At 34.4% G+C, this 20,924-nt stretch carries 18 protein-coding genes and 1 pseudogene; 5 read left to right on the top strand and 14 right to left on the bottom strand.

The window, feature by feature from the left end; all coding sequences use genetic code 11:
• Positions 1-289: 289 nt before the first annotated feature.
• Complete coding sequence (locus FDM27_RS13440; protein WP_140487214.1) at positions 290-1,504, top strand: IS3 family transposase; 1,215 nt, start codon at positions 290-292, stop codon at positions 1,502-1,504.
• A 36-nt stretch (positions 1,505-1,540) separates the two neighbouring features.
• On the opposite strand, the gene FDM27_RS13445 is transcribed toward FDM27_RS13440, so the two are convergent.
• The 6 genes from FDM27_RS13445 to istA all read right to left on the bottom strand — a co-directional run bounded on the left by FDM27_RS13445 (position 1,541) and on the right by istA (position 6,458).
• Positions 1,541-1,981 (bottom strand): hypothetical protein, encoded by a 441-nt coding sequence (locus tag FDM27_RS13445; RefSeq protein WP_140487216.1) that lies wholly within the window; start codon positions 1,979-1,981, stop codon positions 1,541-1,543.
• Positions 1,953-3,122, bottom strand: a complete 1,170-nt coding sequence (locus FDM27_RS13450; RefSeq protein WP_140487218.1) for a nucleotidyltransferase — start codon at positions 3,120-3,122, stop codon at positions 1,953-1,955. Before FDM27_RS13450 ends, FDM27_RS13445 begins: the two co-directional genes overlap by 29 nt.
• Complete coding sequence (locus FDM27_RS13455) at positions 3,119-3,880, bottom strand: hypothetical protein (protein WP_140487221.1); 762 nt, start codon at positions 3,878-3,880, stop codon at positions 3,119-3,121. Before FDM27_RS13455 ends, FDM27_RS13450 begins: the two co-directional genes overlap by 4 nt.
• An 80-nt stretch (positions 3,881-3,960) precedes the next feature.
• The gene (locus FDM27_RS16095; RefSeq protein ID WP_181161672.1) at positions 3,961-4,104 is read right to left on the bottom strand and encodes a hypothetical protein; all 144 of its coding nucleotides are present in this window, start codon (positions 4,102-4,104) and stop codon (positions 3,961-3,963) included.
• A 52-nt stretch (positions 4,105-4,156) separates the two neighbouring features.
• On the bottom strand, positions 4,157-4,894 hold the full coding sequence (istB, locus tag FDM27_RS13460) for an IS21-like element helper ATPase IstB (protein ID WP_140487223.1): 738 nt from the start codon (positions 4,892-4,894) through the stop codon (positions 4,157-4,159).
• A 16-nt stretch (positions 4,895-4,910) separates the two neighbouring features.
• The gene (gene istA / locus FDM27_RS13465) at positions 4,911-6,458 is read right to left on the bottom strand and encodes an IS21 family transposase (protein WP_140487225.1); all 1,548 of its coding nucleotides are present in this window, start codon (positions 6,456-6,458) and stop codon (positions 4,911-4,913) included.
• 39 nt (positions 6,459-6,497) lie between these two features.
• On the opposite strand from istA, the gene FDM27_RS16100 reads away from it, so the two are divergent.
• Both FDM27_RS16100 and FDM27_RS16285 read left to right on the top strand, forming a co-directional pair.
• The gene (locus FDM27_RS16100) at positions 6,498-6,659 is read left to right on the top strand and encodes a hypothetical protein (RefSeq protein ID WP_181161673.1); all 162 of its coding nucleotides are present in this window, start codon (positions 6,498-6,500) and stop codon (positions 6,657-6,659) included.
• Between the two features lie 40 nt (positions 6,660-6,699).
• Entirely contained in the window at positions 6,700-6,915 is a 216-nt protein-coding gene (locus FDM27_RS16285) for a hypothetical protein (protein WP_410503848.1), read from the top strand.
• Between the two features lie 395 nt (positions 6,916-7,310).
• Here the strand turns inward: FDM27_RS16285 and FDM27_RS13475 are convergent, their stop codons facing one another.
• The 6 genes from FDM27_RS13475 to FDM27_RS13500 all read right to left on the bottom strand — a co-directional run bounded on the left by FDM27_RS13475 (position 7,311) and on the right by FDM27_RS13500 (position 18,214).
• Complete coding sequence (locus tag FDM27_RS13475; protein ID WP_140487228.1) at positions 7,311-9,491, bottom strand: glycoside hydrolase family 97 protein; 2,181 nt, start codon at positions 9,489-9,491, stop codon at positions 7,311-7,313.
• A gap of 50 nt (positions 9,492-9,541) precedes the next feature.
• The gene (locus FDM27_RS13480; RefSeq protein WP_140487230.1) at positions 9,542-10,909 is read right to left on the bottom strand and encodes an alpha-amylase family glycosyl hydrolase; all 1,368 of its coding nucleotides are present in this window, start codon (positions 10,907-10,909) and stop codon (positions 9,542-9,544) included.
• Positions 10,910-11,033: 124 nt separating this feature from the next.
• A complete protein-coding gene (locus tag FDM27_RS13485) occupies positions 11,034-12,113 on the bottom strand; it encodes a SusE domain-containing protein (RefSeq protein WP_140487232.1) in 1,080 nt (359 codons plus the stop codon).
• A gap of 10 nt (positions 12,114-12,123) precedes the next feature.
• On the bottom strand, positions 12,124-13,638 hold the full coding sequence (locus FDM27_RS13490; RefSeq protein ID WP_140487234.1) for a RagB/SusD family nutrient uptake outer membrane protein: 1,515 nt from the start codon (positions 13,636-13,638) through the stop codon (positions 12,124-12,126).
• A gap of 7 nt (positions 13,639-13,645) precedes the next feature.
• On the bottom strand, positions 13,646-16,921 hold the full coding sequence (locus FDM27_RS13495) for a TonB-dependent receptor (protein ID WP_140487237.1): 3,276 nt from the start codon (positions 16,919-16,921) through the stop codon (positions 13,646-13,648).
• A 129-nt stretch (positions 16,922-17,050) separates the two neighbouring features.
• Positions 17,051-18,214, bottom strand: a complete 1,164-nt coding sequence (locus FDM27_RS13500) for a FecR family protein (RefSeq protein ID WP_140487239.1) — start codon at positions 18,212-18,214, stop codon at positions 17,051-17,053.
• Positions 18,215-18,329: 115 nt separating this feature from the next.
• Between FDM27_RS13500 and FDM27_RS13505 the strand changes: the two genes are divergently transcribed.
• Positions 18,330-18,926 (top strand): RNA polymerase sigma factor, encoded by a 597-nt coding sequence (locus tag FDM27_RS13505; protein WP_140487241.1) that lies wholly within the window; start codon positions 18,330-18,332, stop codon positions 18,924-18,926.
• A gap of 62 nt (positions 18,927-18,988) precedes the next feature.
• Here the strand turns inward: FDM27_RS13505 and FDM27_RS13510 are convergent.
• Positions 18,989-19,243: pseudogene (locus tag FDM27_RS13510) on the bottom strand (IS3 family transposase); the annotation flags it as partial.
• A 57-nt stretch (positions 19,244-19,300) separates the two neighbouring features.
• Between FDM27_RS13510 and FDM27_RS13515 the strand changes: the two are divergent.
• A protein-coding gene (locus FDM27_RS13515) for an IS3 family transposase (RefSeq protein ID WP_255510544.1) occupies positions 19,301-20,475 on the top strand; the annotation gives its coding sequence in 2 pieces (ribosomal slippage) (positions 19,301-19,568 and positions 19,568-20,475; 1,176 coding nt in all).
• A gap of 1 nt (position 20,476) precedes the next feature.
• Here FDM27_RS13515 and FDM27_RS13520 read toward each other — a convergent pair.
• Positions 20,477-20,848, bottom strand: a complete 372-nt coding sequence (locus FDM27_RS13520; RefSeq protein WP_140487246.1) for a hypothetical protein — start codon at positions 20,846-20,848, stop codon at positions 20,477-20,479.
• Positions 20,849-20,924 lie beyond the last annotated feature (76 nt).

Genomic DNA, 20,924 nt, shown 5'->3' on the forward strand with positions numbered 1-20,924 from the left:
GAGAATAAAAATATACTAAAACTACAAAATTTCATTTAGCGTACTTCAAAATCAAAACCAAAAGTACTACAATTCAAGTCTATTAAATATCTATGATCGCAGTAATACGCCCCAATTAATCAAATTTTCTTCAAAGTATATATCAAAAATTACGTCTTTTATCAAACTATCCGAAAGCTAATTATCGCAAAAGTATAGCATACAAAAAGTGGAGTTGCCTCCAAAAGTGCCACAGAAAATTAAGGCGAATTCTGTCTAAAGCGGTTTAAAAGCGGGATAAATCTGCGTTATGATCCTAGTACAACAGGACAGAATAACGCACCTAACTTTTGAAGGCATGAAAAGCAGCAGAAAAAAATACAGCGCCGAATTTAAAATCTGGGCCGCCAAAACCTGCATCGAGCATAAAAGCGTGCGGCTGGCCGCCGCCAAGCTGCGGATCAACAAGAACAGCCTGCAGCACTGGAAAAATCTCTTCCGGGAAGGAAAGCTCACCCTGCACCTGATAAGCGGTCCGGATCCGGACAGAAAGGAAACAGCCAGGCTGCACAAAGAACTCAAAAATATCACGCTGGAGCGGGACATATTGAAAGAAGGAGCCGGAATCCTACGCCGGGACAAACGCTCCGTATACCGGTTCATACGGGAAAATACAGGCAGATTTCCCGTCGGGAAAATGTGCGCTGTTTTTCAGGCGACTCCCAGCTGCTATTACAAATGGCTCAGAAGGCTTTCCACCGGCAGGGCCACGCACAAAGCTTTTGTAACCTCAGAGATCACCCGGATCTACCACTGGAGCCAGTGCAGATACGGAAGCCCGCGAATTGCAAAAGAACTCTCAGTTATCGGCATTAAGGTCTCCAGAGCCTTTGTCGCTAAAATTATGATGGAAAACCACCTGCGCAGCATTTTGAAAACGAAATTCAGAAAAACCACAGACTCCTCCCATAAATATCTGACCGCCCAAAACATACTGGAACAGGAATTCAGCACATCCCGCTGCAATGAGGTATGGGTTTCGGACATCACCTATATCCAAACCAATGAGGGCTGGCTCTACCTTACGGTGGTAATTGACCTTTTTGACCGAAAAGTGATTGGATGGTCGCTAAGCGAAACGCTCAAAGCGAAAGAAACCAGCATCAGGGCTTTCAAGAATGCGATAGTGAACCGTCCTTTAGAGAGCGGCCAGAAACTGCTGTTCCACTCGGACAAGGGCGCACAGTACGCCTGCCTGTGGTTTGCGTCAATGCTTGAAGGCACCGGCCAGATAACCCGCAGCATGAGCGGCAGGGGAAACTGCTATGACAATGCGGTAGCAGAGAGCTTTTTCAAAACGCTGAAAACCGAACTGGTCTACCATAACACCTATGCCACGAAAGAAAAAGCAAAGGAATCCCTTTCCAGCTACATAGAAAACTTTTATAATAAACATAGAAGGCATTCCGCTCTGGGAAATTTGACAATAGAAGAATTTCAGAAACGCAATCTTTCTATAAAATAGTGAATGCCTTTGTTTTGCAACTATGATTTTCACTAATCAGTGTTTTATCTCTTTATTCAGCCATACGCCATATTTCTTCCATTGATTATAAAAAACAATCCATTCCGTTATCCAAGGTATCATCTTAAATAAGGGAACAATCTGCATTATGGGCTTATCAATTACAGGATGATACAAGCACAATGACATATCACTGTACAAATGAATTTTACTGCTGTATTGTATCGATTTATCTCTAATATAGATTCTGTCAAATCTAATATCGAAAAATGGTGAATAATACAGCTCAATGTCGTAATTTTTTCCGTTTACAATTAAGTTTCCTCTTCCGTATAAAGATTTTGTTTCACTTTTAACCTCCATTTTCAACCATTTAAAATGCTGCTCAACTAATGCTTTTTGGATAATTAAAAAAACATGCCAATTCTTCCTGTTGCGCGCCTTCAGATCAGCTTCCAAAGTTGTGATGAGATTCATTTTTAATTCCTGTATTTGAATTTATTTGGCCTTGAGTATTTGTATAGGCCTTTCCGCCGATAATCAGACCGCTTACATTTGTAAAATCATCATCTGTATTCTTTGAAAAAGTTACTATCTGCTCATTTAAAGATTTTTTATAAACACCTTCTCCAAAAAGCTTAATGTAATCGTCTTTACCTGTTTCGAAAGAAGTTTTAAGATTCTGCCACTGAATATATAAATCTGAAATAAAACCATAAAAACTCTTAGAATGCTCATCAGTCCAACTGTCGGTAAAATCTTCCTGAGGATTAACTGGATTTAAAACTTCAAATTTTGCCTTTGATTTTACAGCGTCAAGATAGCTTCCTTTTATCTTTTCCAGTACATTGTCAATTGTATCAAAAATTGAATTTTCTCCATTGTAAAAATGAGCAGCCAGTGTTGTAATAACAATGCTTGACACTCTGTACTTTTTGTCGACGTAATATAAGTCCCTGCATCGTTTTATCAATTGAACACCCCTTTGAAGCGGTGTTTTCTGGTATAGCTCCACAGGCAGAGGTTCTGATTCCACCTTCGCCTCCATCAAAGCGCGCATATGCGTTATCAATACAGGATTCTTAACCGAATCGGCAATTCTTAAAAACCATTCCGAAAAGCCCTTTGGATTTCCTGAGGACCAGCTTCTCATCATTTTCTCTGGAATCGCAATCTTTTGTTTTTCAAAATGGGAGGGCATGCATGCTGGGAGAATATCCATATGAAAATCGCTTTTATAATTCAAACGGACGCATCTTTTCTTTTTTTCCATTATGGATTTATAGTAGCTGTCCTTCTCCAAAGCCTTAACTAATGCATTATAGATTTCATCAGGTGAATATCTATGATAGACATCATAAATATGAAGGACTGTATCCAAATCAAAATCCTCATTATTAATAGGTTTAATACTGGTCCCTATTCGCTTAGAACCCTGAGCATAAACCTCGATTTCTACATCTTTAAAAAAGTCCTCGTCATTTTTCAGAAGGTCGGCTACGGCATTATATGCACTTTCCATTCGCTCTAGACGGGTTTTATCCAGCTGTAATTCCTGCGCAATTCTAGCCAGAAGTTCATCTCTCTGTAATGCATAGTTTTTAAATATATCTATCATTCTTTCAAAGTTTTATTTATAATTAGTTTTGTGTGTTCTCCAATACGTGCTATCTGTTTCCCGTCTACTACAAGCCGAAGATGTTCAATATCATCACAATCTGCTATTGCAAATCCTCTTGCCAAATCTAAATCCTGCTGAGCTAAATCAATAAGACTTCTCTTCTGCTGCTCATTTGGAATAAGCTCAAAAACATCATAGATTTTTACCTCATAGCATTTAAAGTATTTACTCCAGTTTAGACTGTCAGAATATCTTCTTATATGTTTATAAGTGAGATTCTGAAAAACATCAGAATTCAGAATACTTGTATCTAAAAGTTCTTCTTTAAATTCCCGGTTTGGATCTGTTTCTCTCTCCTGCATGCTTTCAAACCAGTTCATTACCTCAATGACGTACTTTCCCCTAACCATAAATCGTAGATCTGAAGAGCTTTTTTTATCAGTATCCAACCCATTTCTTTTGTTATCGGGTTTATACTGCCATTTGTTGAAAAGAGAATCATCACCATATCTTTTATATACTCCTCCAACTGGCTGAAGCTGGTTTTCAATCCTTCGGTTCAGCACCAGCAGATATTTATTCGTATCTGGTATTTGAATCTTAAAAAGGTAACTGATTGAAAATCGAATATCCTTATTCTTATATGAACCAAATTTGGTTCTAAAAAAAACACTTAAATGTTTTCTGTTTTCCCAAGCTATTGCCGCCCCTTTAATAAATATAGGTTTCAATAATGCTGTAAATAAATCTGCCATGTATCTCTGTCATTTAAATATTATTGAAAGAGGGAAATTCTCCCTCTTTCAAAGAAACAATCTCATCGTTATTCATATTCTCAGGAATTTTGAAAAAAGAATTCTAAGCTAAAGTGCAAATTCCAGCGATATTGACCACCCAATTCCAATTTAAAGTGACCACCTGATTCCAATTCAAAATGACCACCTAATTCCGGAGCAAAATGACCACCTCCATTTTTCATTAAAAACTACTCTTTTTCATCTGTTAATTAGTATTCAAATATACTTAAAATATTACCCTTTGTTTATGCCTCTTTTCTTTCTCATAGATTCTCCATGTAATTCGAGTCGGTGAGATTGATGTATAAGCCTGTCCAAAATTGCATCAGCTATAGTTTTTTCGCCAATTATATCATACCAACCTTGCACTGGGATTTGTGATGTCACAATTATAGAAACGTTATTATGCCTGTCTTCAATGATTTCCAAAAGGGTAATTCGGTTGTGACTATCTAATGCTTGGAGTCCAAAATCGTCAAGTATAATGACGTCTTGCCTTTCAATTTTGGCAAGTTCTCGCAGGTAAGAACCATCTGCTTTGGCCATTTTTAATTTAGCAAACAACTTCGAAGTATTAAAATAACTTACTTTAAAACCTTGTATACAGGCTTGATAACCCAATGCGGTACCTAAATAACTTTTACCTACACCTGTACTTCCTGTAATTAAGATGTTTTCATTCTTTTCTACAAATTCACATTCTGCCAGACGCAGTACTGTGTTTCGGTCAAGATTTCGTGATACATCAAAATTGACGCTTTCAATATTTGATTTGTAATGGAATCGGGCATTCTTGATACTGCGTTCAATACGACGATTGTGCCTTTCGTCCCATTCGGCATCAATAATCATCGATACAAACTGATCGAGTGTGTAATGGTCTGTTTTCCCGCTTTCAATGGCTGTTTTAAAAGCATTAAACATACCATAAAGCTTCATTTGTTTCATTTTTGTTACTGTGGATTCATTCATGTTTTCAAGATTTAATTTAGTTATAATAATGTTTCCCTCTTATGTTACCGTGATTCGGGAGTTCTTGTTCGGGTTCTTGTTCAAAATCAATATGGTCTAAGTTGTTTTCCAAAATATTCTGTATCGTTTTAAAATTGTATATTCTAAAATCGAGTGCCCGTTTACAGGCATTTATTAATCGCTGCTTACCAACCTTCTTTTCGAAGTTTAGTATTCCTAAACAACTTTTATAAGCCTGTTCAGGATGGTTTCTGCTTTCGATTATCTGCATAATATATTCTCCTACTGATTCATCAATACTATTTGCCCAATCAATAAATCGGGCAGCACTCCACTGAGCTATAAATTGATGGGTACTGGCTAAATGTTCCGGGGTTGTGGTATAGACATAAGGTTTGTAATTTCGCTGATGGACAGCGATTCGATTGTATTTATAATAGATCTCCACGGTTGATTTGGTATACAAGAGTTTCGCTTTTTTCTTTACATATTGATACGGAACACTGTAGTAGTTTTTGTCTTGACTTAGTTGGACATGCCCGTTTTGCATTACCGTTGCAAAGGATTGGTATTTGATTTCAAAGCGTTCTTGTGGTAGTGGGCGCAGTTTTTGTTTCTCATCCTCTAAAAACAATTCTTTTCGAGAGTAAGGACGTCCTGTGAGTTTTCGACTATTATGAGTGTCTAATAAATCCCATATCTGCTGGTTTAATTCTTCTAGGCTAAAGAATTTAGTTTCTTTTAGGGTTACATAAATTCTTCTGTACAATATCTTAACAGCTCCTTCAACTAATGATTTATCTCTTGGTTTATAAGCTCTGGCAGGTAAGATTGTAGTTTCGTAATGTTCTGCTAAATCAGCCAAGGTTTCATTAATTGTCGGTTCAAAACGACTGCTTTTTATTACTGCAGATTTTAAATTATCCGGGACAATTGCCGCAGGAGTACCTTCAAAAAAGCGCATGGCATTTTCTACCGAAGTGACAAAATCTTCCTTCTGTTGGCTCATGGAAGCTTCGGCATAGGTGTATTGACTGGCTCCCAATATGACCACAAAAAATTGTACTTCTTTGATTTCCCCAGTGTCGTTATCAATAATGGAGAGTGTTTTTCCGGCATAATCCACATACATTTTATCTCCGGCTTTGTGGTTCATGTGCATTACCGGATTGACTCGTTTACTCCATTCTTTGTAATGATGAGCAAATTGTGAACTCCTGTAACCATCAGGGTTTGTGGCAATATATTGCTCCCACATATGTTGTATGGTAACGCCAACTTTTTTTAGTTCACGCTCCATTTTAGGAAAAAAATTATGAAGTGTCTGCAATTTGGGATTAATTGATTCAACAGTAGTCTGCGAAAACATAAGTTCTAGTTCCGCATCTGTTTTTTTATCAATTAATTCAAAGCTTAATCCGAGGACTTCGAATAAAGAAATATACTTCTTTACCGTATTCCTGGAAAGGGATAAGTAGCTACTTATAAATAACTTACTCTTTCCATCACAATAGAATTTAATTACTTTTCTAATTTTACTCATGTCTGTTATTTTGTTTGCCATAATCCGTATTTTTTTTAACGAATGTATGGTTCTAACAACATGAAAAAGTCAGTAGTTTTTAACAATCAATTTACCCCAAAGTTAGGTGGTCATTTTGAATTGGAAAGTGGTGGTCAGTTTGCTCCGGAACTGGTGGTCAATTTACACTGGAAAGTGGTGGTCAATTTGACCGGTTTTTCCAGTTGGATATGCAACCAGTAAAAGTCCTTTAGGACCTTGGAAAAAATCAACAGCGAATCCTATAATTTCACGAAATTTATTAAAAATAAATGGTCCAGGTCACGGTGACTTATTTTTAGACAAAGACAACCAATGGCAGTATGTACTTCATACCCATTATAGTATTACAAATGAAGCCCCAAGAAAGGCAGCAATCATTGAAATGAATTTTATTCAAAAAGAAAATGAATTGCAATTAGAAGCAAAAAAGGATAGTTTTCGATTTTTGAAAAACTAATAAAATAAAAAGTAATTTTACAATTTCCAAACCTCATATTGTTGCAAACTACACCAGAAAAGAATCGATAATATAAAGCATTTCAGATCAAAATATCAAAATAAAAACCTACAATTATAAACAACTCATAAAAAAATTATCTGTTCAAACGTTTGTTAAATTCTCTCATCAAATATATACGTAAACCCTATAGCTTCATCAATTTAATAACAACTGCTAATCCGTCTTATTTTACAATATCAATAACCTGATTATCATTTTATTACAACTAAACAAAAACGTCAATTGAAGTGTTTTTTTAGAAACAGAAAAGAATAAAAATTCTCAATATGTTACGTCCACTATCATTGACGTTTTTATTTAATCAAGGTTCGCCACGCTTAGCCTGACAAATTTTAGAGCTTATTTAAGCCTTTCATATCCGATGTAGTTCCTTCTTTAATACTAATGGCAACACCACCACCCGGAGCAATGTACTGTTTTAAAACACTTTTAGAAGTTACAACAACTTTAGTTACGGTATATTTTTGTGGGTTTTTATTCCAATTAGCATCTTTTGCATCTGCATAGATAGTAGCGATATATTTTTTACCAGCAGGAAGATAATCGAAAGTGATATTTGCAGTTCTTACATTTTCATCTGTAATTCCTCCAACAAACCATTCGTTTTTCGCTTTTGCTTTACGCGCAATAGTGATATAATCTCCAGGTTCAGCTTCCAGAATATAACTGTTGTCCCAATCTACGGCAACGTCCTTTATGAATTGAAATGCATCTGGAAAACGCTCGTAATTCCCCGGAATATCAGCAGCCATTTGTAAAGGGCTGTACATTGTAACATAATATGCCAGTTGTTTAACCAAAGTAGTATTTACACGTTGTGTACTTCCAGTACCATAATAAGAAAGATCTGTTTGAAAAATCCCAGGTGTAAAATCCATAGGTCCCCCCATTAAACGTGTAAATGGCAAAATGGTAGTATGGTCTGGAGATAGTCCTCCCATAGATTCAAATTCTGTTCCACGTGCTGATTCCTGTGCAATCCAGTTTGGGAAAGTTCGGTTCAATCCAGTTGGACGAACAGCTTCGTGACTATCAACCATAATTTTATAATCAGCTGCACGTTTAGCCACATGTATGTAATGATTGACCATCCATTGCCCGTCATGGTGTTCGCCACGTGGAATAATTTTGCCTACATAACCTGTTTTTACGGAATTATATCCGTTGTCTTTCATAAATTGAAACGCGCGGTCCAAACGTCGTTCATAATTGGTAGCCGAACCCGAAGTTTCATGGTGCATCATAATTTTCACTCCTTTTGAAGCTGCGTATCCATGCACTGCTTTTACATCAAAGTCTGGATAGGCTGTCATATAATCAAAAACTTCTTCTTTCCAGTTATTAATCCAGTCTTCCCATCCAATGTTCCAACCTTCGATAAGAATAGCGTCAAAACCATTTTTAGAGGCAAAATCAATATATTCTTTCGCACGTTCCGTTGTAGCTCCGTGTTTTCCGTTTGGCGTTAGTTTCGAAAAATCATCCGTTAGTTTTACATTGTTTTCTACTCCATATGCCCAAGTACTTTTACCCGCTACAAAATATTCCCACCAGATTCCAATGAATTTAATTGGTTTAATCCAAGATACATCTTTGTAACTTGTAGGTTCGTTTAGATTCAAAATCAATTTTGAAGCCAAAATCTCTGTTGCTTTATCACTCACAACAATAGTTCTCCATGGAGTTTGTGTGTCGGTTTGCATATAGCCTTTATTACCAACAGCATCTGGTGCCAAATGACTACGCATTTTATTGGTAACTGGATCTACTTCAAGATACATTGCGGGATAATTAATTAATGCTGCTTCGTGAATATTGATGTATAAACCATCAGCTGATTTCATCATAGATGGAGTTTGTACCGCTAATTCTTTAATTGGCCATTGTGAATTGATTTCGATAGTAGCTTTTTGCATTAAAGAAGGAATTTCTGAAATTTTAGAAGTCGTATAAGCATATTCATTGGTGTCATAATCTCCCGGAATCCAGAAAATTTTATGGTTTCCTGCCAATTGAAATTCAGTACGTTCTTCTTTAATTACAAAATAATTCAGGTCATTTTGTTTTGGAAATTCATATCTGAAACCCAATCCGTCGTTGAATAATCGGAAACGAATACGAATATATCGGTTGTTGTTTTTCGCTTGCGCTAAAGTGACAACCAATTCGTTGTAGTTATTACGAATTGTTTTTTCTTCACCCATAACTGGGTTCCAACTATTATCAACTGAAGATTGAGCCGTATTTGTGATGGAAAAACCATCCATAAATGAAGGCATATCTTTAAGTTCTAAACCTAATGAACTCGGTTGGATAACTGGCTTTTTCTTACAAGTCAATTGGTACGTTGGAACGCCATTTTCTTTTATTTCAAATTTTAAAGAAAGATTTTTGTTAGGCGAAAAGATTTCTTGTGCATGGGCCCATAATGAGTTCGCAAACACAAACAGTAAAAGCATAACTATCTTGCTCAAACGAATTTGAGGAAGCATTTTTTTAGATTGAAAATTCATGTAATTTATTTTTTATGCAAATTTATTTTTTTGCTAAAGTTGCTTTTGGATTAGTTTTTTAACACTAAATATTGGAATGGTGCTAATGTAATTTCGCTGCCAACTATTACCGTAGCAGCTGTAAAGGCATCTTTCCATGTTCCTTTTAATGTATTGGTAACAAGATACTTTGTAGTAGCATTGGTTAAGTTAGAAAGTATAAATACTTTTTCTGCATCCTTTACCATAGTAAATGCACTAATGGCATTATTGCTATATCCAGTATATGTTCCTTTTTTAATCGCATTGCTAGTATTTCTAAAAGCGATAATTTTTTTGTATTCAGCAAGCATTTCTGAATCTGCGGTTGACCAGTCGATTGGGGTGTTACTGAAATAATTAATTCTTTGTGCGTATCCAACTTCCTGTCCGTTATAAATCATTGGAACAGATTTCATGTAAGCGGCAACAACAAACGTAGCAACAGATCCTTTTTTACCTCCAAAAAGTTCTAATGGTGTTCCTTCAATCCAGTTCACGTCATGGTTGCTAGTATATCTAACTATTCTGTTTTGTTCGTTGTAATTAGTTGCATATTCTGTCGCATTAGAATCTTGTATAGTTGTTGCAGGCTTACCATCTTTAAAAAGCTGCTCTAAAGTACTGAAGAAATTAAACCCAAAAGTGTAATCAAAACCAGCATCAAAGTGATTTACTTTAGTACCTTCAGCCAACATCAATATTTTCTGGTCTTTTTTAATGTTTCTTAACTTAGAAATTGCCTCAGACCAAAAGCTCTGTGGAACAAAATCAGCATAATCACATCTAAAACCATCGATATTTGCAGTATAAACCCAGTATTCCATTGCATCAATCATAGCAGATCTTACTTCGGGATTTGTAAAATCCAATTGGGCAACATCAGCATATCCTGGAGGAGAAGCAATTTCACCAGTTTCGGAATTTTTTTGATACCAATCTGGATGAGCGGTAATCCAGGCATTGTCCCAAGCAGTATGGTTAGCAACCCAGTCCAGAATAACCGCCATATCTTTCTTATGTGCTTCTTCAACCAAAGTGCGCAGGTCTTCCAGAGTTCCAAAATCAGTATTTACCGCTTTGTAATCTTTAACCGCATAAGGAGATCCGATACCTTTTTCAATACCAATAGGGTAAATAGGCATTAAATAAATTACATTGGCTCCCAATTCCTTAATTTGTGTAAGTCTGTCCTGAACTCCTTTTAAGGTTCCTGCCTGACTAAAAGCACGTATATTAACTTGATAAATAATTGCATCTTCTTTTTTAGGCATTTTTTCAAATGAGGTACCATATTGAGGATAAGGCGAAGGAGTATTTGAATCATCATCAGAAGAACTACAAGAAACAAACGCTAACGTAAGCAGCAGTGCATAGACGAAATTTATATTGGATTTCATAATTTTAAATTTTAGTTTTTAATAAATTAAAAGTTTGTTTTAAATAAATAAAACGTTTAGAAGTAGCCTGCCCTCCATCAATGGAAGACAGGCAATACCCCAACCAAACTATGCTAGATTTTAATTATATTTTAGTTATAGTATAAGTAGCTGTTGGAGGATATCCATTAGTAGCTGGATCTACTTCCTCTATTTTGAAAGTGATTTCATAAGTTCCTGCTTCACCAATATAATAGGCTCCCGGATCGTCTAAATAAACTAAACCATCAGTTACATTTTTATGACCATAATTAATTGTCCAGGCATTGTTTAACCTGAATTTTACATTTCCACTCACTAGAGATGTAGTTATTTTCCATGTTTTTGTTACATGATCATAGCTCATTGGGGTACTATTGTCCCAACTTCCAGCTGTGGCATCACCAACAATTCCCCATGAGTAAGGAGTAGCTGTCCATTTTAAAGTATTTGTATTTACTTTTATAAGATAAGATCCTTCTCCCGGAAGTACAAAATCAACATCACTCGGTCTTTTTAGATCTGAATTTGTGTCACCTGCACCGTAAAAGAATTCCCAATTTCTTTCTTTATTCAATTTGAATCCTAAACCTGCTCCAGGTAAAACACTCATGTAGCCTTGATAAATGCCTTTTTCTATTTCAGGTAAAGCAGCTGCAGTTTCTATATTCCATCCCTGATAACTTCCAGGCATATATAATTCTCCAAAAACATATACGTTTAAATAAGGTGTAACAGTTAATGTAAGATTTTCGGAATAAATTTTATGATCTAAACGGGCTTCTACTCGAACAATTAATTTACCTGGAAGATCAGGAGTAAGTCCAAGATCCAGGGCAATTTTGTTTATTTCTTTTCCTAGAAGCGCTTTACTTAAAACGTCTTCTCCCACTACAACTATTTTGGCTTTTTGCCAAGCTGTAGGGCCAGTAATATCAGTAATTAAATCAAATTGTAAGCTGTAAGTAACAGGAGTTCCAACTGGAAATGTTACTGCTGGCCATGAAAATAACTCTACAGGTTCATCTTCACTGGCTTCTGTAAGTACTAAATTAGTTGTAGTTGCTTCCAGATTTGATGGAAATGTAACAGTTTTTAAAGTCGTTAATTCGGCATCATTTTCACAGGACGTACCTAAAAAAAGTAAACTGCCTAATAGGAATAATTTAGTTATATATTTTTTCATGATGTTCTTTTTATTGAGGGTAACCCGGATTTTGGTTTAACGATGGGTTAGCATTTCTAGCTGCTGTTGGAATTGGGAATAATTTTCTAAAATCAGGAGATTCAGCTGTTTTGAATTCCCTTGATAATAAAAATTTGTCAAAACGAATCATATCCTGTCTTCTATGTCCTTCCCAGTTTAATTCAAATCCTCTTTCATTATACACATCGTCAAGAGTTGGATTAGAATCTAATGCACTAAGTCCTGCACGAACTCTAATAGCATCAATAAATGGTTTTGCAGTTCCTGCATTTCCTAAACGAACATGACATTCAGCCATCATTAACATTACATCAGCATATCTGAAAATTGGAAAATCATTTGAAGCTCCTCCTCCGGTACTTTTTCCGGCAGGATAAAATTTCAGACAACGAACACCAGCTTGTGGGTCTGCTCCTGGGATATCTATAGAGTTGACCTCTAATGTATAATTAGTACCTCCATCCTGTGGCCCTACTAAAAACTGCTTTTTACGAATGTCATTATCGGCATATTTCATGTAAAAATCACTAGGAACAATAGTTCCATTCCAACCACTAAACCCAAATAAAACTTGTGCATGTGGTCCATTTAGACTTCTAACTCCGTAAATATTTCGAGATACAAGATCCACCGTAGCGAAAATGGATAAAATAGTCTCATCCTGAGGAGAAACATCTCCAAATAATTCATAATAGGTATTTCCTAATGGCGAATCATTACTAACAGCGGGATGAAGTGTAAACCCACCTTCGCTCACTTTATTACAAGCTGCTAAACACTCAGTCCATTTTGCTTCACCAGTATAAACCTCGGCATTTAAATATACTTTTGCTAATACGGTATAAGCTGCCCATTTGTTAAATCTTCCGTAGTAAGCTCCACCGTTCGTATTAGAAAGCAATTCTGCATTTTCTGTTAGTTCATTTACAACAAAATCAAAAACCTCTTTACGACTTGCTTGTGGGATTTCTGATGAAGGAGTTTTGTTATTGGTAGTAAGAGGAACGCTTCCAAAATCATCCATCAATAAATAATAAAAAAACGCACGGGCTACTTTAGCTTCCGCAATCCTCGAAGCATCTGCATTAGCTTTTTCTAATAACTCTATTGCTTGATTGGCTTTAAAAATAGCTCTGTATAACCAGTTCCATGTATTTTCTATAATCCCCTCACTTGCTAGCCATCCATGTTTGTGAAAACGGGCAAAATCCTGTTGCCAGTTACCGTCATTTCTATGCGGAATAACCTGCTCATCAGATGACATACAGTTCATATCATACCAGCCATTGTCTGCTCCCGCATAACCAACTCCATTATAACCTTCTCTTGTAAATTCTCCCGGAATTTGGGCATATATACTCGAGAGTAAACTGTTCATTCCTTCAGAAGTTGAATAAAATTCCTCCTCAGTATATTTGTCGTACACAGTTTCAGTAAGATCAGTACAACTAAATAAGGTAAGAAAACACAAGCTTCCTGTTAAAAATATATTTTTAATTTTCATTTTTTTACTATTTAAATTTTACACTTAAACCAAATGCAATACTTCTGGTACGAGGATAATAACCTCTGTCATTACCAAAGCTTAAATCGCTGCTTCCGTTTACATTAATTTCTGGATCCATACCTGAATAATCAGTAATCACGAATAAATTGTTTCCTGTAAGAGAAAATCGGATAGACTCGATATATCTATCAGTAAAGCGTAAACTATAACCTGCTGTAATATTTTCTAATCGAATGAAAGAACCATCCTCTAGCCATAAATCAGAACTGTAAGTCGAGGTACGTATACCTTTGTCAAGACCACTCTTTAAAATATTTGATGAACCAATGTTGTCTAGTGTGCTTAAATTTTGACCTAGAGAGTTGTAAATTTTATTTCCACCGGAACCTTTCAGTAATAGAGACATATCAAAATTTTTGTATCTGTATGAAGGGCTAAAACCAAAGGTATAGGTTGGTAAAGCAGAACCTGCATAGTAACGATCAGGACTTGAAGGTTCAAATCCAGGTTCAGTACCACTTCCATCAAGATCCGCTACAATTTCTCCTCCATTGCTATCTACACCTGCTGATTTAAAAATATAAAAAGCACCTGCTGGTTTTCCTTTAACCAAATAGGAGTTTGGTGCACCCCATCCTATGTAATTAGTAAGCAAATTCTCGTCACCAAATGTTCCGCTTAAATTTAGTACTTCATTTTTCATGAATGAAACATTCCCCGCCAAAGTAAGTGTGCTGTTATCTGTTTTAATCAAATCATATCCCAAAGAAACCTCTAAACCTTTGTTTAAAATACTTCCTACATTGGCTGTTATTCGATTATAATCATTTGTTTGTTGAGAAATTGTGTAATTAAATAATAAATCATCTGTTGTAGCAGTATATACATCAAATGTTCCTCTTAATCGATTGTCCAAAAGGGCAAAATCAAGACCAATATTAGTTTGCTTCTTTGTTTCCCACTTCAAATCAGGGTTTGCATTCTGACTTGGACCATAATAATTTATTGTTTCGCCACCAAAATTAACTAAACCTTGTGGTCCTACTAATGCAATAGATCCCTGAGGAAAAAGTCCTTGTTGGTTTCCGGTTATACCATAACCTGCACGCAATTTTAATTCGCTAAATAAATTCTGATTCTCCATAAAAGACTCTTTATTTATTTGCCATGCTACAGATGCAGATGGAAAATCTCCCCATTTATTATTAGCACCAAACACTGATGAGCCATCACGTCTGTAACTTGCTGTTACTAAATAACGATCTAATAAAGAATAATTAATACGTCCTAAAAAGGATACTAATGTTCTATCATTTTTATAAGAACTAAGATCTCCCGCTGCAACTTTTGAAACATCACCAAGTCGAAGTTGATTGTATGTTGTTATATCGCTAACAAAACCTTTAGCTCGTGCATAATTACCCTGATAGGTTTGATTTTGCCATTCATACAAAGCCAACGCATTTATAGTGTGAATACCAAATGTTTCTTTATAGTTAAGACTTGCATTGGTTAATTTTTCATTTTGTCTTTGATTGTTAATGTCTGCAAATCCTTTTTGATCAATAGCATACGCATTTGTTGATGCAGCTGGAAGATAATAACCACTCATTGCGCTTGTTTTTCTCCAGCTTCCAAACCAGCTTGCCGTTAAACCTTTAGCTAAATCCAAATCTGCCTTTAAGCTACCAAATAAATTATCTTCTTGCCTTTCATTAGTAACTGTTTGGGCAGCTGCATAAGGATTAAAGTATTGAAATACATTTGGATCAGTATAATAACTTCCGTCGGTATTAAAAACAGGATCTGTAGGTCTCATTAAATAAGCATTAGTAATCAGATTTGCAGAAAATTCTACTGCACCAATATCTCCAATACTATTATTCCCACTGAAAATCCCGTTGTTAAGATTAAATGTCAATTTTAATTTATCATTAAGACCTTTTTGTGTTGCTTGAATACGCCCAATGTATTTTTTATTGTCCGAGTTTATAACTACTCCTTCTTGTAAAATAGCTGTTATAGAGGCTCTATAATTAAATTTATCAGTTCCTCCTCCAAAAGATAAAGTATGAGTTTGTGAAATACCAGTTTGAGTCAAAAGTCCATACCAATCAGTATTTGAACCGTGATTTGCTGATGCTGCTACATCATATTTTTGAGCTGCACTCCACCATTCGTCAGCATTCAACATATCTAGTTTCTTTGGTATAAAATCTATCGAAATGGATGCGTTATACTCAATTGTTGATTTTCCTTCCTTATTTTTTTTTGTAGTTACAATAAGTACACCAGGTGCACCTCTTGAACCATAAATTGCAGTTGCTGAAGCATCTTTTAGGATATCTATACTTTCAATTTCACTTGGAGGTATCTGATTTAGTAAATCCATATTTCCCTGAATTCCATCTACTACTACTAAAGGATCATTTCCTCCCATTAAAGAACTAATCCCTCTAATACGGATACTTGGTGTTGAACCTGGTTCACTAGATGTTTGCGTAATGTTTACCCCGGCAGCTTTTCCTGAAATCAGTTGTAATGGACTTACAATTACTCCCTGGTTCATGTCTTTTGCTTTTACAGTAGTTATAGCTCCTGTAACATCTTTTCTAGAGGATGTACCGTAACCAACCACTACAATTTCTTGTAAATCTGTTGTTTCAGGGTAGAGTTGTATCGTTACATTTTGTTGACTTGCAGTAATTTTTTTAGATTTATATCCTTGATAACTAACCACAATTATAGCATCATCGTTATCAACAGTTATTTCAAAAACACCGTCAAAGTCTGTAATAACACCATTTTGTGTGTTTTCTACAATCACATTGGCTCCGGGTAAAGACATACCGTTTTCGTCAATGACTTTTCCTTTAATTATTTTTTTTAGAAAAAGATTATGTTCAGATTTTACTTCAAAAGGTTTTTTTAAAATTATCTGAGTTTCTTTAACCTTAAAATCGGTAGCAGTTCCTTTGAATAATTTGTTCAAGACAACATCTATCGTTTCGTTTTTGACACGAATAGAAATGACACGATTCAAATCAATATCATTCAGTTTATAGATAAAGCGAAAGTCTGTTTTTTGTTCAATGGTCTCAATAGCTTTTTCTACGGTAGTGTTTTCCAATTCCAAACTTACTTTTGTTTTTTGGGCATAAGAAGTGTTGGCTCGAATAGAAAACATGGCGACCAAAATAAATAATGTAGTTAGTTTCATTTTCAGGTCAAATTTGAACAATGGAAATTGCATACCAATGTTCTTTGGTTTTTTTTTCATAGTTTTGTAAATAGATTGTGTTTAATCAGTTATATTCAATCGCTTATTTAATCGGAAATTGTTCGCAGCTCTTTCCGATTTTTTTTATTCTTCTGTTTTTATTCTTTCATTTTTCATGGTTTTTAGTGGTTATTTAATTAGTATTTGATCATTTTTTATGTTGTATTTTATGCCATAAACATCATTAAAATAGCTTAATACTTTTTCTATAGACTCATTGCTTTTAAAGCTGGCATTAAATAATTCGTTTTCTAATTTTGTGTTTTGTGTTTCAATGCTAACATTATAATGTCTTTCTAGTTTTTTAGAAATATTTTTAAAACTCATATTTCTAAATGTTAATCCTCCTTGCATCCAAGATGTATAAGTGCTCGTAACCACTGAAGCTGTGTTAATACGTCTGTCCTTTTTACTAAAACTTCCCTTGAATCCAGGCTCTAGGATAGTATTTTTGGAAACATCAAATTTTTCGTTTGTTGGGTACATTCCAACAGAACCTTCCACCAGAACTACATCTGTTACATCATCTTCTGCATAATTTGAAACATTAAAATGAGTTCCCAAAACACGGATGTTTAAATTATCAGCATTAACAACAAAAGGATGTTTTTTGTCTTTTGAGACATCAAAAAAAGCTTCTCCATCTAAAAAAACTTGTCTATTTTGACCAGCAATAAACGCTACAGGATATTTAAGAGTAGATCCTGAATTTAAATGCACCAAGGTTCCGTCAGACAGTTCTAATTCAAATCGTTTTCCGTAAGGAATTTTAATAGTATTGTAGGCTAATTTGTTTAAAGGAGTTTTAATATCGTAAATAATTTTGTTTCCGTTTTGATTCCCTATTACATTTCCTTTAGAATCTGTTACTTTATTTTTTTTCCCTACAGTTATGACTTGTACTTCTCCATTTTCCAGTTGCAGTGTAATCTCATTTTTTGAGTTTACAAACACTTCCTTATCATTATTGTTAATAAAAAATTTCTTTTGCATTAAAAATCCGATTCCTAAAAACAGAATGGCAATTGCTGCATATCTCATTAGTATCCCTATCCTATATTTAGGCTCTTTTTTCTTTCCTTTTCTAATTTCTTTTAAAAGTTCATTTTTTATAGCGGTAATGTCAGGATCGTTCATAGCTAATGTTACTGCAAAATGCGTTTTTACATATTCCTGAAAAATCTCTTGATTTTCTTGACTTTCAATCCATTTATTTAATACATCTAAGTCATCCATGTTCGCGGATTGTGAGAAGTATTTAGTAATTATAATTTCAATTTCTTGGGAATTCATCGTTGTGCTTTTTTTATATAATACAAGACAAAATTACAATACCCTAATTTTTTATTAATATTTTTTTTAATATTGATATATTTTTTTTCTTTATTTTGCCTAATAAATACTTTTCATGGATTTTGATGATAATGCAATTTTAGTGCAATGCCTTGTAAATGGAGAAGAGAATGCCTATAAGTTTCTATTGAATAAATTTCATAGAAAATTACATGCTTATGCACTTACCTTAGTAAATGATCATTCGATGGCTCAGGATATTGTTCAAAATGTATTTTTAAAAACATGGAAATCCAGAAACAAACTCAATCCTGAATTTTCTATTCAGAGTTTTTTATACAAATCGGTTTATAATGAGTTTATCAATACCTATCAGCAAAATAAAGCTATGATGTTGTTGCAACAAAAATATATTGAATCTATTCAGAACGTTGTTGAAACGACAGATGATAGTTCTATAGAGCGTATGCTGGCTATTATCAATAAAGAAATACAAAATCTACCCCCTAAGTGCCAGCAAGTTTTTATTCTTAGTAAAAAAGAAGGTCTTACTAATATTGAAATAGCAGAACATTTGGATGTTTCTATTAAAACGGTGGAAGCTCAAATAAGTAAAGCTTACAAGATCCTAAAGGAAAAATTAAAAGACAAGTATAGTTTGATGTTATTTTTACTTTTTTCAAATCCAAATAAAAAACTGTTTGATGTATGAAAATTTAAGCCTTTTTTATTCAATAAAGGTGTTGGATGTGCAAATGAAAATTACAGTTTGAGTTAAGCTACATTTTTGTAAATGCAGTTTTGGTTATTAAACTCTTCTATTGTTTTATAATTTAAAGCACGATGTCTTCTTTTTCTATTATACCATATTTCGATGTATTCAAAAATTTCAAGTTTCATTTCTTCTTTTGATATTAGCTTATTTCCATAGATAAGTTCTGTTTTTAGAGATTTAAAGAAACTTTCTGCCACTGCGTTATCCCAGCAATTTCCTTTTCTACTCATACTCCTGATTACTCCATAAGACTTTGGATGTACTAATTTAGCTTACAGTGTGAGTTAAGACTAAAATCTTAATTTTAACACATGAAACAAGAAAGAAAAATTTATGATCCAGCTTTTAAAATTAAAGCTGTAGAATTGAGTAATGAAAGAAGTAATTTATCAGAGTTAGCCAGAGAACTTGGAATAAAAGTTTCATTGCTTTACAAATGGCGTAAAGATTACCAAGAGTATGGTGATGGCAGTTTTCCTGGAAAAGGAAATTTAAAATTGACACCTGAACAAGAACGTATTCACGAATTGGAGAAAAAATTGAAAGATGCAGAAATGGAACGTGATATATTAAAAAAAGCAATCAGCATTTTCTCCAAGAGCGGTCGATGAAATATAGGTTCATTAAGAATCATGAAAGCCTGTTTACGATTGAGAAAATGTGTTTGATTTTAAAAATCAGTCCAAGTGGTTATTATAAATGGAAAAACAGGAGTGTTTCAGAAAGATTACTAAAAAAGAATATGCTCAAAGAAAAAATAAAGGCTCTTTATTTTGAATTCAAGCAACGTTATGGTAGCCCAAGAATAACATCTGAGCTACATGCTTTAGGGTATCGAATATCACGATTTACTGTTGCAAAATACATGAGACAACTTGGTCTACGAAGTAAAGTAAGTAAGAAATTTAAAGTTACAACCAATTCAAAACACAACTATCTAATTGCTGATAATGTGCTCAACAGAAACTTTATGGTAACTAAACCTTCAGAAGTTTGGGTATCTGATATTACCTATATTCAAACAAAAGAAGGTTTTTTGTATTTAACAACAGTAATTGATTTATATGACCGAAAATTAATTGGTTGGAGCTTAAGCAATACCATGAGTACCGATGATACGTCCCTAGCTGCTTGGAGAATGGCTATAAAAAACAGAGCTGTTAAAAAAGGATTACTATTTCATTCCGATCAAGGGGTGCAATATGCAACTAAGAAATTTGCTAATACTATTAAGTCTTATGGAGTAATCAGGAGTATGAGTAGAAAAGGAAATTGCTGGGATAACGCAGTGGCAGAAAGTTTCTTTAAATCTCTAAAAACAGAACTTATCTATGGAAATAAGCTAATATCAAAAGAAGAAATGAAACTTGAAATTTTTGAATACATCGAAATATGGTATAATAGAAAAAGAAGACATCGTGCTTTAAATTATAAAACAATAGAAGAGTTTAATAACCAAAACTGCATTTACAAAAATGTAGCTTAACTCAAACTGTAATTTTCATTTGCACATCCATTTTATCAATAATATATTTGTCTAAAACCAATATGTCATTATTTTGCAAATACCGCTCTTTTACGCTTTCAATAGAATCTTTCTCTTTTGAAAAAACAGCAATACGTTTGTCTAAATAAGAAACGGTATTGTTGAATAACTTTTGCTTATTGAACACAATATTTTTATCGAGCAATACGATCAGTTCGTCAAGAATTTTTCTGGAACGTTCCGGATTTGTTCCTTCATGAGCCAGAAGTAAATTGGTGTTTTGATTATCAACTGTAGTCACACTAAGTGCCGATTTTAAATTTTTAATTGCTACAATCGTAGGTTCGAGACTTACAGCGTACTCTTTATTCATATAAAGAGAAAGATTCTGTTTAGCCTTAGCAATCAATTGAATCGTAAAAGGTAAATCTACTGACGTCCTGATTTAA

It is taken from the genome of Flavobacterium sp. GSA192, assembly GCF_006386525.1.
Taxonomy (GTDB): Bacteria; Bacteroidota; Bacteroidia; order Flavobacteriales; family Flavobacteriaceae; genus Flavobacterium; species Flavobacterium commune.